This window comes from Pseudomonas sp. P1.31 (genome assembly GCF_001269815.1).
Taxonomy (GTDB): Bacteria; Pseudomonadota; Gammaproteobacteria; order Pseudomonadales; family Pseudomonadaceae; genus Aquipseudomonas; species Aquipseudomonas rustica.
In genome coordinates this window covers 1-215 of sequence record NZ_LHVN01000047.1, presented here as the reverse complement: position 1 = coordinate 215, position 215 = coordinate 1, and the positions used below count along the sequence as shown (strand labels likewise).

Genomic DNA, 215 nt, shown 5'->3' with positions numbered 1-215 from the left:
GACATCGTCGATCTCGAAGGTTTTGCCGAGGTGTCCAGTAACAAGTTGCTGGCGGCCATCGAAGACAGCAAGCAACCGGGGCTGGCGCGCTTCATCTATGCGCTGGGCATTCCCGATGTCGGCGAGGAGACCGCCAAGGTGCTGGCGCGCTCGCTGGGTTCGCTGGAGCGCGTGCAGCAGGCGCTGCCGCAAGTGCTGACGTACCTTTTTTTTTT

General features: G+C 60.9%; 1 protein-coding gene. It reads left to right on the top strand.

The window, feature by feature from the left end:
• A partial coding sequence (locus AD669_RS27830; RefSeq protein WP_156316197.1) for a helix-hairpin-helix domain-containing protein occupies nucleotides 1–215 on the top strand: 215 nt, incomplete at both ends.